The sequence below is a fragment of the Microbacterium sp. 67-17 genome (genome assembly GCF_001898325.1).
Classification (GTDB): Bacteria; Actinomycetota; Actinomycetes; order Actinomycetales; family Microbacteriaceae; genus Microbacterium; species Microbacterium schleiferi.
The window spans coordinates 21,123-36,405 of sequence record NZ_MKTR01000033.1; the positions used below are offsets into that span (position 1 = coordinate 21,123).

10 protein-coding genes are annotated in these 15,283 nt (G+C 66.6%); 5 read left to right on the forward strand and 5 right to left on the reverse strand.

Translation table 11 applies throughout. The features are described 5' to 3' along the window. Positions 1–19: 19 nt before the first annotated feature. Together BGO47_RS13085 and BGO47_RS13090 are read left to right on the forward strand one after the other, a co-directional pair. The gene (locus BGO47_RS13085; RefSeq protein WP_292712569.1) at positions 20–1,891 is read left to right on the forward strand and encodes a glycosyl transferase; all 1,872 of its coding nucleotides are present in this window, start codon (positions 20–22) and stop codon (positions 1,889–1,891) included. Next, positions 1,888–2,835, forward strand: coding sequence for a tetratricopeptide repeat protein (locus BGO47_RS13090; protein WP_292712571.1), 948 nt, complete (start codon positions 1,888–1,890; stop codon positions 2,833–2,835). The genes BGO47_RS13085 and BGO47_RS13090 overlap by 4 nt, the downstream gene beginning before the upstream one ends. A gap of 23 nt (positions 2,836–2,858) precedes the next feature. On the opposite strand, the gene glgB is transcribed toward BGO47_RS13090, so the two are convergent. From glgB to glgX, 3 genes are all read right to left on the reverse strand, one after another. Continuing rightward, complete coding sequence (gene glgB / locus BGO47_RS13095) at positions 2,859–5,027, reverse strand: 1,4-alpha-glucan branching protein GlgB (RefSeq protein ID WP_292712573.1); 2,169 nt, start codon at positions 5,025–5,027, stop codon at positions 2,859–2,861. Beyond that, on the reverse strand, positions 5,024–6,985 hold the full coding sequence (locus BGO47_RS13100; RefSeq protein ID WP_292712585.1) for a maltotransferase domain-containing protein: 1,962 nt from the start codon (positions 6,983–6,985) through the stop codon (positions 5,024–5,026). The genes glgB and BGO47_RS13100 overlap by 4 nt, the downstream gene beginning before the upstream one ends. 202 nt (positions 6,986–7,187) lie before the next feature. Continuing rightward, entirely contained in the window at positions 7,188–9,290 is a 2,103-nt protein-coding gene (glgX, locus tag BGO47_RS13105; RefSeq protein ID WP_292712575.1) for a glycogen debranching protein GlgX, read from the reverse strand. A 90-nt stretch (positions 9,291–9,380) separates the two neighbouring features. On the opposite strand from glgX, the gene BGO47_RS13110 reads away from it, so the two are divergent. From BGO47_RS13110 to ligA, 3 genes are all read left to right on the forward strand, one after another. Continuing rightward, on the forward strand, positions 9,381–10,568 hold the full coding sequence (locus BGO47_RS13110) for a cysteine desulfurase family protein (protein ID WP_292712577.1): 1,188 nt from the start codon (positions 9,381–9,383) through the stop codon (positions 10,566–10,568). Between the two features lie 9 nt (positions 10,569–10,577). Then, the gene (gene mnmA, locus BGO47_RS13115; protein ID WP_292712579.1) at positions 10,578–11,675 is read left to right on the forward strand and encodes a tRNA 2-thiouridine(34) synthase MnmA; all 1,098 of its coding nucleotides are present in this window, start codon (positions 10,578–10,580) and stop codon (positions 11,673–11,675) included. Between the two features lie 73 nt (positions 11,676–11,748). Continuing rightward, on the forward strand, positions 11,749–14,106 hold the full coding sequence (gene ligA, locus BGO47_RS13120) for an NAD-dependent DNA ligase LigA (protein ID WP_292712587.1): 2,358 nt from the start codon (positions 11,749–11,751) through the stop codon (positions 14,104–14,106). Positions 14,107–14,109: 3 nt separating this feature from the next. Here the strand turns inward: ligA and BGO47_RS13125 are convergent, their stop codons facing one another. Both BGO47_RS13125 and BGO47_RS13130 read right to left on the reverse strand, forming a co-directional pair. Next, a complete protein-coding gene (locus BGO47_RS13125; protein WP_292712581.1) occupies positions 14,110–14,649 on the reverse strand; it encodes a GNAT family protein in 540 nt (179 codons plus the stop codon). A gap of 68 nt (positions 14,650–14,717) precedes the next feature. Next, a partial coding sequence (locus BGO47_RS13130; RefSeq protein ID WP_292712583.1) for an HNH endonuclease signature motif containing protein occupies positions 14,718–15,283 on the reverse strand: 566 nt, incomplete at its 5' end.

Genomic DNA, 15,283 nt, shown 5'->3' on the forward strand with positions numbered 1-15,283 from the left:
GCGCCGAGGAAGGTTTTTCGTGCGTTTCGTATGGGCTGTGGTCGCGCTGGTTCTGGCGACCGTGATGATCGGGGCGGGAATCGCCCAGCGGACGATCTTCCAGGGCCCCCGGTCGACGACAGCCGATGTTTCGATAACCGAGGACGAGCCGTACCTGGTCATCGACGGTGCGTTGCTGACAGCGAATCCCGGATCCCAGACGCTGCGTGTGCTCGGCGATGGTCCTGTTTTCGCCGCCTACGGTCGGACAGCTGACGTGCAGGCGTGGCTTGCTGACGCTACCTACAACCAGGTCGTGCAAACCGAGGACGGGTCGCTCGTTACCGAGGAGGTCGAGCCCGCTCCTGAGCCCGAGGCGACCGTCGCCCCCACCGCCACACCGGCAACCGACGCGCCCACCGGTGACGGGGCAGCGACAGGGGATGCAGCAACCGATCAGGGATCCGCCGAGGAAGCGGTTCCCGGGCGCAACCCGGCAGGATCTGACCTGTGGCTGGATGAATACCAGCAAGAAGACCTCCTCATCGCGCCCCTCCAATTGCCCGCTGATATGAGCGTCATCATCGCCTCTGACGGAACCGAACCTGCGCCGACGACGGTGAGCGTCACCTGGCCGATCGAGAACTCCACGCCATGGGCGGGCCCCCTGATCGTCGGTGGCGGCATCCTGATGGCCGTCGGTGTCGTGCTGTACGTGCTCGGCATCCGTCACGTGCGCCGTTCGCGCGGTCCACGCCGAAAAGGCTTGCCGCTGCCGGTGACCGAGCCGATCGATCTGTCGGTCGCGGAGTCTGATAAGGGCGTCATCAGTGCCGGAAAGCCGCGTCGGGGGTTGGGGCGCGGACGCAAGTCCTTCATTGCGCTACCCGTCGCGGCGGTCACCGTTGGCCTGCTCTCCGGCTGCACGTCGGATGCGTGGCCGCAACTGGTGCCGTCCGAGACACCGAGTCCGACGGCGTCGGTCATCGTGCCCGAGGGTCAGCAGGCTCCAGCGGTGACCAAGCAGCAGGCAGAGCGGATCGTCGAGCAGGTGTCGCAGACCGTGGCTCAGGCCGACGAAGCCAAGGATGCCGACCTCGCAGCCACCCGTCTCGACGGCGCGCTCTTGGCTGAGCGCAAGACGAACTACACCCTGCGGTCAGCCATCGCCGACTATGCGATGCCGACCGCGGTTCCTGGCAAGCCCGTCGAGGTCGTCCTGCCGCAGGCCTTCAACGGCTGGCCCCGGTCGTTCCTGGCTGTCGTCACGGATGACGAGGCCAACACCTCGAGCATCATGGTGCTGACGCAGGCTGATCCGTGGACGCCCTACAAGCTGAGCTATCTCGGCAACCTCGGGGGTAACACACTGATGCCCGAGCTTGCGCCGTCGTACATCGGCGCGAGTCAGCTTGCCCCGGATTCACCGTTCCTGCTGCTTCCACCCGATGAGCTTGCAGCCGCATACGCTGACGTGCTCGATAAGGGCGACGAGTCGGCGTTCGCGGGAATGTTCGACGAGCAGAGCGACCTGTTCCGTGCTGGCGTCATTGCCGATCGCAAGGAACGTCTCGACGACTTCAATCAGACCGGTGCTGAGACCGGCAGCCTGACCTTCAGCGCCGCCGCCGGTGAATTCGCTCCGTTCGCGATCGCGACGCTCGAAAGTGGCGCCATCGTCGCGGTGAGCATCGCCGAGACCGACACCGTCAAGCCGACCAACGAAGACGCCGTCATCAAGCTGGACAACAACGCGACGGTGAAGACGCTCGCGGGCGCTGACCAGTCGGCATCCGGGTTCTCGACGACCTTCAGTGACCAGCTCTTCTTCTACGTGCCCGAGAAGGGATCGAGCGAACCGATCCGTCTTCTGGGCTACTCGAGTTCGATTCTGAAAGGCTCTGTGCTGTGACACTTCCCGGCTCCAACGTTCCTCTCCGGGGCGCCGTCGACCTCTCAGCCCTGCGCAACTGTCCGACGGCTCCGTCCCCGAGCGAGCCTGCTGCCGGCGCTCCTGCAGACGGGAACGCCACGCGTCTGGTGATCAACGTCACCGACGCGATGTTCCCCGACGTTCTGGAGCTGTCCAAGACGGTGCCCGTGGTCGTCGACCTCTGGGCCGAGTGGTGCGGGCCTTGCAAGCAGCTCAGCCCGGTCCTCGAGCGCGTTGTCACCGAGTACGCGGGTCGCGTGGTCCTGGCAAAGGTCGACGTCGACGCCAACCCGCAGCTTGCTCAGGCATTCCGCGCCCAGTCGATCCCGATGGTCGTGGCCCTGGTCGGCGGGCAGGCCGTGCCGTTGTTCACGGGCGCTGTTCCCGAGCAGCAGGTGCGCGAAGTCTTCGCCCAGTTGCTGCAGCTCGCTGCGCAGAACGGCGTTACCGGAACAGTCGGGGCAGGAGACCCGGGCGTTACCGATGACGATGCTGCTGTCGAACCGGCGCTGCCGCCGCTTCACGCGGAGGCCTTTGCTGCGATCGAGTCCGGGGATTATGCGGCGGCGATCTCTGCGTACGAGCGTGCTCTCGCCGAGAACCCACGCGACACGGATGCGCGAGCGGGACTTGCTCAGGTGCAGCTGCTCTCGCGGGTCCAGGATGCCGACCTTCAGGCTGCGCGTGCGGCGGCAGCCTCTGCACCCACCGACGTCGACGCCCAGCTTCTGGTCGCCGACCTCGATCTTGCGGGCGGCCACGTTGAGGATGCCTTTGACCGGCTGCTCGATGTGTTCGCGGCATTGCCCGACGATGTGCGCGCGCCCGTGCGGGAACGCCTGCTCGAGTTGTTCGGCATCGTGGGCGACGACGACCCGCGCGTCATCCGGGCGCGCAGTCGCCTCGCGTCACTCCTGTTCTGACCCGGCCACAGGACCGCGCTGTGTCAGTCGCGGATGGTTGAGGGAACCCGCGCCTGGGGGTCATAGCGCAGCCAGATCACACTCGTGGCCGGCAGCACCATTGACGCTCTGCCATCCTCGCCCGCAACGACCATCCCGAGATTGCCGGTGCCGGCGCCCCCGTATTCGTGCGCATCGGTGTTGAGGATCTCGCGCCAGACTCCGCCGTGGGGCAGATCGAGCGCGTAGTTCGAGAGCGTCGACCCCGAGAAGTTGCACACCGCAGCGACGATGTTGCCGTCCCAGTCCCGTCGGGTGAAGGCCAGCACGTTCGGGTTCCAGGACGGAGCGCCAATGCGCGAGAACGCAGACCCGTCGTTGTCGCGACTCCACAGGGCCGGGTTCGTGCGGTAAGTGCCGTTCACGGCGCTGACGAAGTCTTGGAGCTGGCGGTGGCTCGGCTGGTCGAGGGTCCACCAGTCGAGCCCGCGCGATTCCGACCACTCCGCCATCTGCCCGAACTCCTGCCCCATGAACAGCAGCTGCTTGCCGGGGTGTGCCCACATATAGGCCAGGTACGCACGCATGTTCGCCAGCTTGGCGGCATGATCACCCGGCATCCGAGAGAACAAGCTCCCCTTGCCGTGCACAACCTCGTCGTGGCTGATGGGAAGCACGTAGTTCTCGCTGAATGCGTAGACGAACGAGAAGCTCAGCTCACCTTGGTGGTATGAGCGGTACAGCGGGTCTCGCTTGATGTACTCGAGGCTGTCGTTCATCCACCCCATGTTCCACTTGAACCCGAATCCGAGCCCGGCGTGGTCTGTGGGGGCGGTGACCCCCGGGAAGCTCGTCGACTCCTCGGCCATCATGCTGATGCCGGGGAACGTCTTGTAACACGTGGCGTTGACCTCTTGCAGGAACCGGATGGCCTCGAGGTTCTCGCGCCCGCCATGGATGTTCGGTTCCCACTCGCCCGCGTTGCGGGAGTAATCGAGGTAGAGCATGGAGGCGACGGCATCCACGCGAAGCCCGTCGACATGGAACTCGTCGTACCAGTACAGCGCGTTGGCGACCAGGAAGTTACGGACCTCGTTGCGGCCGTAGTCGAAGATGAGCGTTCCCCAGTCCTTGTGCTCACCGCGACGTGGGTCAGGATGCTCGTAGAGCGCCCTGCCGTCGAACTTCGCGAGCGCGAACTCGTCTTTGGGAAAGTGTCCGGGGACCCAGTCCATGATGACGCCGATGTCCGCCTGGTGCAGGCGATCGATGAGGTACTTGAGGTCGTCGGGGCTGCCGAACCTGCTCGTGGGTGCGAAGTAGCCCGTGACCTGATAGCCCCAGGAACCGCCGAACGGATGCTCGGCGAGGGGTAGGAACTCCACGTGGGTGAAGCCGAGTGCGTTGATGTGCTCGATGAGCGGGTCGGCTGCGTCGCGATACGACAGGCCGGGGCGCCACGAACCGAGATGCACCTCGTAGATCGACATGGGCTCAGTCACGGGGCGGCTCTGGGAGCGCCGCGCGATCCAGCCCGAATCATCCCAGCGGTAGGAGGATACGGTGACGACCGATCCGGTGGCCGGTGGAACCTCGGCTCGCCGGGCCAGAGGGTCCGCTTTCAGCCGCCACTGCCCGTCCGGTCCCTGGATCTCGTACTTGTAGACGGTTCCCTCGCCGGCTGCAGGGATGAACAGCTCCCAGACCCCGGAGTCGCCCATCGAGCGCATCGCGTGGGCGGCGCCATCCCATCCGTTGAAATCGCCCACGACGCGCACCGCGCGCGCGTTCGGCGCCCAGACGGCGAACGAGGTGCCATGGCTGTCTTCGTGGGTGCGGACGTGAGAACCCAGGACGTCCCAGAGTCGTTCGTGACGTCCCTCGCGAATCAGGTGCAGATCGAGTTCACCGATCGTCGGGGGGTGGCGGTAGGGGTCGTCAGCCCGGTAGTCGGGCCCGTCGTCGTAGGACGCGTCGATTCGGTACGAACCGAGCGGTCCGGTGACCGTGCCCTCCCAGATGCCCGCAGCGACGTGTTCGAGCCTGGCGCGTTTGCCCCCATCGAACACGGCAGTGACGGTCGCCGCGAGGGGCCGGCGGGTCCGAATCACCCAGGTGTTCTTGCCCGCGGGATGGATGCCGAGAACGCTGTGCGGGTCGTGATAGCTGCCGTGCGCGACGGCGTCGAGCGTGGCGGGGTCGATCGTGGTCATCGCTGTGCCTCAATCCGAAGGATGTGCACGGGCTCGCGGAAGGCGTCGAGCCGCACGTAGTTGTGGTCTGCCCAGGTCCACTGCGCCCCCGTGATCAGGTCGGTGACACCGAACTGCTCGCCCGGCTCGACGCCCCACACGCGAGTGTCCAGGTGGACCGTGGTCTCGCGCACAGAGTGGGGGTCGACGTTCACAACCACCAGGATCGTGTCGGGCTCGCCGGATGGGGAGAGCGCAGCGTCCAGGTGCTTCGAATAGACGAGTATCGCGTCGTCATCGCTCCAGTGGACGGTGAGATTGCGCAGCTGACGCAGCGCCGGGTGTTCGCGGCGGATCGCGTTGAGCCGAGTGAGGAACGGCGCGAGGGACGAGCCCGACGCATCGATCGCGTCCCAGTCTCGGAACTTGTACTCGTACTTCTCGTTGTCGATGTTCTCTTCGGACCCGGGTCGGGCGACGTTCTCGAAGAGTTCGTAGCCGGCATACACCCCGTAGACGGGCGCCGCGGTCGCGGCGATAGCGGCGCGGATCACGTAGGCTGCGTGCCCGCCATACTGCAGGTACTCGGTGAGGATGTCGGGGGTGTTCACGAACAGGTTCGGCCGCAAGAAGTCGGCGGTCTCGTGGGCGAGAGAGGAGAGGAACTCCTCGAGCTCCTCCTTCGTGTTGCGCCAGGTGAAATAGGTGTAGCTCTGCTGGAAGCCCGCCATCGCGAGCCCCTGGAGAGGAGCCGGGCGTGTGAAGGCCTCGGCGAGGAAGACGACCTCCGGGTGCTCGGCGTTCACCGTGCGGATCAGCCATTCCCAGAACTGGAGGGGCTTGGTGTGGGGGTTGTCGACGCGGAAGATGCGGACGCCCTGCGCGATCCAGTGGCGAACGATGCGCAGCACCTCTGCGCGAATTCCCTCGGGATCGTTGTCGAAGTTGATCGGGTAGATGTCCTGGTATTTCTTCGGGGGGTTCTCGGCGTACGCGATCGACCCGTCGGGAAGGGTCGTGAACCACTCCGGGTGGCTTGTCACCCACGGGTGATCGGGGGATGCCTGCAGCGCGAGGTCGAGGGCGACCTCGAGTCCCTCGGCGGCAGCCGCGCGGACGAACGCGCGGAAGTCGGCGAGAGTGCCGAGGTCGGGGTGCACCGCGTCATGCCCGCCCTCTGCTGCGCCGATCGCCCACGGTGAGCCGGGATCGCCTGGCCCCGGGGTCAACGTGTTGTTCGGGCCCTTGCGGTTCTTTTGTCCGATGGGATGGATCGGGGGCAGGTACACAACGTCGAAACCCATGCGCGCGACCGCAGGAAGGCGCTTGCTTGCGGTGCGAAAGGTGCCGCTCTTGACAGTGCCGTCCTTGCGGAGCTTCGCGCCCTCGGAGCGGGGGAAGAACTCGTACCACGCCCCGACTCCGGCGCGCTCGCGCTCGACGAGCAGCTCACGGTCGCGGCCGATGGTTACGAGGGACTGCAGCGGGCGAGCCGTGAACGCCGCCTCCAGACGCGGATCGTCGATGAGACTGAGCGGGTCGCTCACGGCATCCGAACGGAACTGGTCTGCCATCTCAGTGAGCATCCGGCGCTCGGCTGCCGGTCGGCCGCGTTCGTCGGCACCCCGCTCGCACAGCAGAGCACCCATTTCCAGCATGAGGGGGACATCGACGCCGGCGAGCACCTTGACGTGGGCCGCGTGGTGCCAGGTGGCGAAGTCGTCGGCGAAGGCCTCGAAGTGGAACCTCCAGATCCCTTCCTCGAGGAGCACCACATCGGTCCACCAGCGGTCGAAACCGTCACCTGCGGGCTCCAGACGGTGAAGGGACTCGTCGCCCGACGGTGAGGTCAGGCGTAGGTGAACACCGATGCGATCATGACCCTCGCGGAATGCCGTGACGCCGAAGGCGACGGCTTCCCCGTGAAAGGCGCTGGGGTTATAGCGTTCGTCAGGGGTGTCGGGGCGGGGCCGCACCATCGGGATGCGTCCCATCGCGGCGTCAGCTGGCGGTGCGAGCGGTGAGGCGGGGCGCACCGGGATTGCGGTGGCGCTTCGCCACGGTCGAGAAACGGGGGAGCGTCTGCTGGTTGCCACGTTTCGAACCTACCCCGCGCACCACCGGCGGGAACAGGTGTGGACAGGCGCCGCGCCGTCGGCAACAATGCGCGCCCGATAAGGCTCAGGCCGGGTCGGCGACGAACAGGCGCATCGAGGTCGGGCCGAGTTCGACGGATGACCCGGGCTCGTGCGAGCTGATCTCGGTCGACGGATGTTCGTCTTCGCTCGACCAGACTGTGCGGTAGCGAGCGACGCCGTCGACGCGCGGCAGCAGCACAGTCGCCGGACGTTCGGTGCCGTGCACCACCAAGAGAGTTCGGTTGGGTTCCTCGACCTCGGGAGTGGAGGTAGCCAGGTACTGCAACGTGCGATGCGTCGGATCAGCCCACCGCGCGCCCGACATCATCTCGCCGTGCTCGTCATACCAGTCCATGACGGATGCCGACGGCGTCTCCTGGTCGTCGCGCGCGAACCGACTCGGACGCAGCGCGGGGTTCTGCGCGCGCAGGGCCAGGAGTCGCTGGACGTGGGCGAAAAGGTCTGCCTGCCACGGCGCGTGCTCCCACGGCAACCAGGTCAGCGGGCCGTCGTGACAGTAGGCGTTGTTGTTGCCGTGCTGCGTTCGTCCGAACTCGTCACCCGCGGTGATCATCGGGACTCCCGCAGAGAGCAGTAGGGTGCCCATCAGATTGCGCATCGCCCGGCGGCGTGTGGCGAGGATGAATGGATCGTCCGTCTCCCCTTCGGCGCCGTGGTTGAACGACCGGTTCGTGTCCGCGCCATCGCGATTGTGCTCGCCGTTCGCAGCGTTGTGCTTGACGTCGTAGGAAACCAGATCGTGGAGGGTGAAACCGTCGTGCGCCGTGACGAAGTTCACACTGGCAAGTGGGCCACGCTCGGCGCTGAACGTATTCGATGAGCCTGCGAGGCGCGTCGCGAACCCGCCGACCCCCACGGGTGCAGTCGTGGCGCGACGGCCATAATCGACATCGCTGAGCCAGAAATTGCGCACGCGATCGCGGTAGCGGTCGTTCCACTCCAACCAGCCCCGACCGAAATTGCCGGTCTGCCAACCACCCATCCCGACGTCCCACGGTTCGGCGATCTTCTTGACATCCGCGAGCGCGGGGTCGTCAACAATCGCCCGCAGCAACGGATGCTCGGGCGTGAAGGCATGTTCGCGGTCGCGTCCGAGGGTCGTGGCGAGGTCAAAGCGGAAGCCGTCGACCTGCACGTCGTTGGCCCAATACCGCAGCGAGTCGAGGACCAGGCGGGAGGCGGCATCCGTGGCAGTATCGACGCTGTTCCCGCAGCCAGTGACGTCGATGTAGGAGCCGTCGGCGTGCTGGCGGTAGTACCCGCGGTTGTCGATACCGCGGAAGCTCGATCGCGGGCCGCCGATTTCGGCTTCGGAGGTGTGGTTGTAGACGACGTCGAGGATCACCTCGAGTCCCGCTTCGTGCAGGAGCTTCACCATCCCCTTGAACTCCCGCAGCACCGCCTCAGGACCCTTGCGCCGGTTCTCTTCTGTAGCGTACGCGGCGTGCGGGGCGAAGAAGCCGACGGTGTTGTAGCCCCAGTAGTTCGTGAGTCCCAGTTCGAGCAGGCGGGGCTCGGTGGCGAACTGGTGGACCGGAAGCAGCTCGATGCTCGTAACCCCGAGCGCAGTGAAGTGCTCGATCATCGCCGGGTGCGCGAGTCCCGCGTAGGTGCCGTGCAGGGCAGGGGGAACCTCGGGATGACGCTTGGTCATCCCCTTGACATGCCCCTCGTAGATGACCGTGCGGTCCAGTGGGATCAGGGGCTTGCGCGCGCCGCACCAGTCGAAGTCGCCGGCAACGACGACGGACCGCCATCCGCTGGAGCCGCTTTGCACGAGACCGCGCGCATACGGATCGATCAGCAGCGATGATCGATTGAAGGTGTTGCCGGGACCGGCGGGTCCGTCGACCTGGATTGCATAGTGCGTTCCCGGGCGAAGCCTCCGCGAGAATCCCGACCAGACATCCCCGTCGGTTCGCGACAGCGGAACGGTTTCGACGACCCAGTCCAGGTCGTCGCTGTCGAAGATCAGCAGGTCGATCGAGGATGCGTGCGCTGACCAGATCCGAAGCGTGCCGCCCCCGTCATGCAGCCGGATGCCGAGGTCGTCGAACCGCGGCGACAACAGACCGGCGTCGGTCGTGTCGGCGCGCGACAGTACAGCTGACTCGGGGATCGGCATGCGTAGAGCATAACGACGGCGCGGGGACCCGAGGCGCGCCCTCGGCGGCTGTCGCGCCGCAGTACCGGGGTCAGTGGCACAGTGGATTCCGTGAGCATCTATCTGGATCACGCCGCGTCGACTCCGCTGCGTCCTGAGGCGCGCGAGGCCTGGCTGGAGGCGACTGAGGTCGTCGGCAATGCGTCGTCGATCCACGCGAATGGCCAGAGCGCGCGGCGAGTCCTGGAGGATGCGCGGGAGCGGCTCGCTGCCGCGGTCGGGTGCGATCCGATCGAGATCGTGATCACCTCCGGCGGAACCGAAGCCGTGAACCTCGCCCTGAAGGGGCTCTGGCAGACGCGCCGCTCGGGAACATCTGACATCGTGCTTCCCGACGGCGAGCACCATGCATCGATCGACCCAGTGGAATGGATCGCACGGCGCGATGGGGTCGGCATCCGGAGTGTGCCACTCACAACCAGCGGGGCCATCGACGCTGCCGCTTTCGCGGCGGCTCTCCCGGGCGCTGCGCTGGCGACGGCTCTTGTCGCCAACAACGAGGTGGGTACGGTCAACCCGGTAGCCGATCTTGCCCAGGCCGCAGCCGCCGAGCGCGTGCCGCTGCATCTGGACGCCATTGCGGCATTCGGGCATGTGCCGGTGTCTTTCGCGCAGCTGCGGGGCGATGCTCGGCCCGGCGCCGGATTGCTCGCCATGAGCGTGTCGGCGCACAAGGTCGGTGGCCCGATCGGGGTCGGAGCGCTGGTGGTCGCCCGCTCTGCCCGGTTGGATCCGCTGCTGCACGGCGGGGGCCAGCAGCGAGGGTTGCGCTCGGGGACGCAGGATGTCGCGGGAGCGGCAGCATTCGCGGTGGCTGCTGAGCTCGCGGTCGCGGAGCTTGCTGAGGAGTCAGAGCGTTTGTCGGTGATGCGCGACAGGTTGATCGCGGGAGTTCTCGCGACGGTGGCGGGTGCCGAACTGCTCGGTGATCCGATCGATCGCCTGCCGGGAAACGCGCACATCCTCTTTCCTGACGCATCGGGGGAGTCGCTTCTTTTCCTCCTCGATATGGCGGGCGTCTCGGTCTCGACGGGGTCGGCGTGTCAGGCGGGTGTTCCTGAGCCGTCCCACGTCGTGACGGCCATGGGCAGAACCGAGCGGGAGGCGCGCGAGGTGCTGCGATTCACGCTGGGGCGCTCCACAACGGATGCCGACATCGACGCGGCTCTGCGGGTGCTTCCGGATGCGGTCGAGCGCGCGCGAGCGGCATCCGGGCCCCGGCCAGACGGCCGCTCGTAGACTGGGACCATGCGTGTACTGGCGGCGATGAGTGGCGGAGTCGACTCCGCCGTCGCCGCTGCGCGCGCAGTGGATGCCGGACACGAGGTCGTCGGGGTGCATCTCGCGCTCTCCCGTGCAGGCGGGACGCTGCGCACCGGGAGCCGCGGATGCTGCACGATCGAGGACGCGATGGATGCCCGTCGTGCTGCCGATCGCCTGGGTATCCCGTTCTACGTGTGGGACTTCTCGGAGCGGTTCCGCGACGAGGTGATCGATGATTTCATCGCCGAGTACCGCGCGGGACGCACGCCAAACCCCTGCATGCGCTGCAACGAGAAGATCAAGTTCGCGGCGCTGCTGGAGCGCGCAATCGAGCTCGGCTTCGATGCCGTCTGCACCGGTCACTATGCGACGCTCGTCGAGACGCCGGGAGGCCGCGAGTTGCACCGGGCCTCGGATGCTGCGAAAGACCAGTCGTATGTGCTCGGTGTGCTCGATGCCGATCAGCTCGCGCACTGCCTCTTCCCGCTCGGGTCGACGCCGTCGAAGGCTGTCGTTCGCGCCGAGGCCGAGGCGCGGGGCCTGACCGTTGCGCACAAGCCGGATAGTCACGACATCTGTTTCATCCCGGACGGCGATACGAAGGGCTGGCTCGCAGAGCGCGTCGGTGTCGCAGAGGGGCCCATCGTCGACCGTTCCGGCACGCAGGTGGGAACCCACGATGGTGCCCACGCCTACACGGTCGGGCAGCGGCGCGGACTCGCGCTCGGCAGGCCCGCGCCCGACGGCAAGCCGCGGTTCGTGCTCGAGATCCGGCCCGTGACGAACACAGTGGTCGTGGGACCCAAGGAGGCTCTCGCTACTGCCGAGATCGCCGGATCGCGAGTCAGCTGGGCGGGGCGCTCGCCGAGTGTGGCATCTTTCGCGTGCGACGTGCAGATCCGGGCACATGCCGATCCCGTGCCGGCACGCGCGGAGCTCGTCGACGGCGAGGTCGTGGTCACGCCCGATCTGCCGCTGGACGGTGTCGCCACCGGGCAGACGGCAGTGCTCTACGAAGGAACCCGTGTGATCGGCCAGTTCACGATCGATCGCACGCGCTCCGCCGTCCCCGTCGAGGTGTGAGCCTCCGCGCGGTGTCGTAGGCGCTGCCTAGACTTCAGTCGTGGCCATGAACGACGCTTCCTCTGCATCTGCGATGAGCGATGACGCGGAGTTGGCGAGGCTTGACCTCGACGACGCCCGCGCCGAGGCTGCACGGCTGACTGACCTGATCGTCGATGCGCGCGACGCATACTACGGACGGGACGAGGTTCTCGTCGACGACGCCACCTACGACGGCTGGATGCAGCGACTCGAGGCGCTCGAGCGTCTGCACCCGGAGGTCCAGGGGCAGGACTCTCCGACCCTCTCAGTGGGCGCGGCATCCGGAACGCTCTTCGCGCCGGTCGAGCACGCCGAACGGATGCTGAGCCTTGACAACGTCTTCAGCGAGGACGAGTTCCGCGCCTGGGCTGCACGTGTGCAGCGGGATGCCGGTGCCGGGGTTCACTACCTGTGTGAGCTCAAGATCGACGGTCTCGCCCTGTCGCTGCGCTACGAGCACGGACGGCTCGTGTCGGCTGCCACGCGGGGTGACGGGCGTGTCGGGGAGGACGTCACCGAGAACGTCCGTGATGTGGCAGGGATCCCTCTGACGCTCGCCGGCTCGGGGCATCCGGAGCTCGTCGAGGTGCGCGGTGAGGTGTTCTTCACCGTCGCGGATTTTCAGTCTCTCAACGCGTATCAGGAGTCGATGGGAGACCGGCTGTTCGCGAATCCGCGGAACGCGGCATCCGGGTCGCTGCGGCAGAAGCGTGAGGGCAAGAACGAGCGCCAGCTCGAGGCGATGCACGAACGGCTCTCGCGGCTGCGACTGACCGTTCACGGCATCGGTGCCTGGCCGAATCCTCCGGTAGCGACCCAGAGCGAGGTCTACGGGTTGCTGGAGACGTGGGGTTTGCCGGTGAGTCGCTACTTCACGGTCGCGGAGTCAGTGGATGCCGCTGCCGACTACATCCGCCACTATGGCGAGCATCGCCACGATGTCGAGCACGAGATCGACGGTGTTGTGGTGAAAGTAGACGAGCTCGCTCTCCATGACGAGCTGGGAGCGACGAGCCGCGCTCCGCGCTGGGCGATCGCCTACAAGTACCCGCCCGAGCAGGTGAACACGAAGCTGCTCGATATCGTCGTGTCGGTCGGGCGCACCGGACGTGCCACGCCCTTCGCCGTCATGGAACCTGCGCGGGTTGCGGGCAGCGTCGTGCGCCAAGCGACCTTGCACAACCAGGATGTCGTGAAGGCCAAGGGTGTGCTGATCGGTGACACCATCGTCATCCGCAAGGCGGGCGATGTCATTCCCGAGGTCCTGGGGCCGGTCGTCGAGTTGCGCGACGGGAGCGAACGCGCGTTCGTCATGCCGGCGAACTGCCCCGAATGCGGGTCGCCGTTGGCTCCTGCGAAAGAGGGCGACATTGACCTGCGGTGCCCGAACACGAGGTCATGTCCGGCGCAGGTGCGCGGGCGGGTCGAGCACATCGGATCTCGCGGGGCGCTCGATATCGAGGCGCTTGGCGAGGTGACGGCGGCAGCACTCGCGCTGCTCGGTCGGCGAGTTCGCCTTCTTCGTCCGCGCCCGGTGCGCGGGCGAAGGGGTGCCTCGGCACAGCCTCGCATTCGCTGGAGCATGAAACTGGGAGCAACCCCCGTTGAGGCGCAGCTGTTCGATCTCTGGCCGAATCGCCTCGTCCCTATCGGCGTGGTCGTGCGCGACCCAGAGACAGGTGAGCCGAAGCTGAACGACGACGGCAAGGAGATTGTCGAGTATCCGTTTCGGAAGGTTCTCCACCACACCTACCCGCCAGGGACGGAAACACTGTCGACCTCCGAGCGTCGGGCAAGGGGAATCCGCAAGAACCATCCCGTGTATGGACCATCAGCGCAGGCTCTCACTCTTCTCGATGAGTTGGATAAGGCGAAAACGAAGGAGCTCTGGAGGTTCATCGTTGCGCTGAACATACGGCACGTCGGACCCGTTGCTGCCCGTGCCCTCGCGCAGTGGTTCGGGTCCATCTGGTCGATCCGGCGCGCAGCGCGCGAGGAGCTGGCCGCGGTCGAGGGCGTAGGGCCGATCATCGCCGATGCGATCATCGATTGGTTCGAGGTCGACTGGCACGTGGAGATCGTCGATCGCTGGGCGGCTGCCGGAGCGCAGCTTGCTACTCCCGGGCATCCGGGTCCTGGCGCTGCTGCCGCCTCGGGCGGCGTTCTCGAGGGTGTCACGGTTGTGGCTACCGGGACTCTTGAGGGATACACCCGCGAGGGTGCGCAGGAGGCGATCATGGCTGCCGGTGGGAAGGCTGCCTCGAGCGTGTCGAAGAAGACGGATTTCGTCGCGGCGGGACCAGGCGCGGGTTCGAAGCTCGCGAAAGCCGAGGAGCTCGGCATCCGCATCATCGACGCCGCGCAATTCCGTGTCCTTGTCGAGCAGGGTCCTGCGGCGCTGGGGGAGTAGGGCCTAACCGACGAGGGGCAGTGCTGGCGCGTGAGTGCTCGGGGTGGGATCGCTCGCAAGTCGCGCATGCGTCTCGACGTCATACCGGGTGTCGCAGTACCTGAGCTTCTCGCGCTCGATCCCTTCGGGCTGGTATCCGGCGGCGGTGGCGACCCGGCATGAGGCAGGGTTGTTGATGCGGTGCCCGAGCTCGAGGCGGTGGAGTCCGTTCCGGAAGGCCCAGTTGGATGCCGCGAGGAGGCCGGCGGTGGCGTATCCCTTTCCGCGAGCTGCGGCTGCGAGCCAGTAGTACATCCAGGCGCTTTCGTGCCGAAAATCGATAGCCGATGCGCCGACGTTTCCCACCGCGACCCCCTCCTCAACGACTGCCCAGTTCTTCGCCGTCGCGTCGAAACGCAAGGACTCGTCAATGAATATCTCGGCGACCTCGAGGCTGTGCAGGGCGACGTCGCCGAATTGGGGCGCGAGATCCGGACTGCTCGCGGCGGCTGCAACGAGCGCCGGTGCATCCGCGCGGGTCCAGGGACGCAGGATGATGTTCATCATTCACATCATTGCCCAAGCGCACTGATCTAGGGCAGCGTGCTGCGTCGTGGTGCCGCGGCTGGCTCTTAGAACGGTGCGGTCTCGTTCAGCGCGGCGGCGGTAGTTTCGTCGGGTACGAATGTGACGACACCCGGTGGTCGGTCGTGGTAGGTGCGGCCGGTGGGTCCGGTCCATTCGAGGATGCCGCCGGGGAGTTGGCGGACGCGCCATGCGGTTTCGTGTTTGAGGGTGTGGTGTCGTCGGCAGAGGTGGGCGAGGTTGGTGTGTTCGGTGGGGCCGCCGCGTGCGGCATCCACGGTGTGGTCCACATCGGTCCCTCGTGCGAGTCTGATGCATCCGGGGCAGCGACATCGTTCGTCTCTTGCGCGGAGGTGTCGTTCGAGGTCTTTGTTCTTCCGGTATCGGTCGACGCCGAGTACGGCGCCGGTGTAGGGGTCGGTCATGACCCGGTCCCAGCCGGGTGCGTTCGCGGCAAGGCGGCGGGCGGTTTCGGCGTCGACCGGCCCATACCCGGCCAGGAGCGCCGGGGGTGTCAGATGGTCTGTGTGAGTGGGGTTCACCTCGAAGGAGAACATCATGGAGACCATGGCTATCAGTCCGGAGCGCGAGGAGCGCAGGCGTCGGCAGAAGG

Excerpts from the sequence above, each read along its gene's own strand:
- BGO47_RS13125 (WP_292712581.1), bottom strand. The coding sequence starts at position 14,649 with ATGAACATCATCCTGCGTCCCTGGACCCGCGCGGATGCACCGGCGCTC.
- BGO47_RS13100 (WP_292712585.1), bottom strand. The coding sequence starts at position 6,985 with ATGGTGCGGCCCCGCCCCGACACCCCTGACGAACGCTATAACCCCAGC.
- glgB (WP_292712573.1), bottom strand. The coding sequence starts at position 5,027 with ATGACCACGATCGACCCCGCCACGCTCGACGCCGTCGCGCACGGCAGC.
- mnmA (WP_292712579.1), top strand. The coding sequence starts at position 10,578 with ATGCGTGTACTGGCGGCGATGAGTGGCGGAGTCGACTCCGCCGTCGCC.
- glgX (WP_292712575.1), bottom strand. The coding sequence starts at position 9,290 with ATGCCGATCCCCGAGTCAGCTGTACTGTCGCGCGCCGACACGACCGAC.
- ligA (WP_292712587.1), top strand. The coding sequence starts at position 11,749 with ATGAGCGATGACGCGGAGTTGGCGAGGCTTGACCTCGACGACGCCCGC.